The 443-nt window shown below is 67.7% G+C and carries 1 protein-coding gene; it reads left to right on the top strand.

Annotated elements, in window-relative coordinates; translation table 11 throughout:
* Positions 1–189 precede the first annotated feature (189 nt).
* Positions 190–443, top strand: a 254-nt coding sequence (locus CVH10_RS17575; RefSeq protein ID WP_219924760.1) for a hypothetical protein, incomplete at its 3' end; no start/stop codon positions are given.

The raw sequence follows: 443 nt of genomic DNA, 5'->3' as shown, positions 1-443 counted from the left end.
TGGGAATGCGCCCTGAAGGGTCGGACCAGGCTGCCTCTGGAAGCGGTGCTGGACGAGTGCGAGGCGTGGCTTAGAGGAAGCGAGCCTGCCCTTGAAATCCGGGGCGCATGACGCGTTCTATCCCGCAGCTCATGCTGCTGGCGCGCATCCCGCCGGTCGCCTATCACAGCACAGACCTCCGGAGAGCCGATGCCGCCACAGCCCGACCTGTTTGACCGGGACGATGCGACCGGCGCCATGCTGGTGGATCTGATGGCCCGCGCGCCGCAGGTGCTGGTCAAGAAGCTGTCGAACAACGACCGGGACTGGGCGCGGCTGCCGAACAAGCACCAGGCCGGCGTCTACATACCGCCCGCGCAGCGCGACGGCGGTTTCTTTCCACCGCTGGCCGCCAAGGCGCGGGACGGGGACGGCGCCGACGAGATCCGCGAGGTCTTCTTTCT

The organism is Halomonas sp. ND22Bw (assembly GCF_003011945.1).
Classification (GTDB): Bacteria; Pseudomonadota; Gammaproteobacteria; order Pseudomonadales; family Halomonadaceae; genus Halomonas; species Halomonas halophila.
The sequence above is the reverse complement of the archived record's forward strand: the minus strand, read 5'-3'. Positions and strand labels throughout refer to the sequence as shown.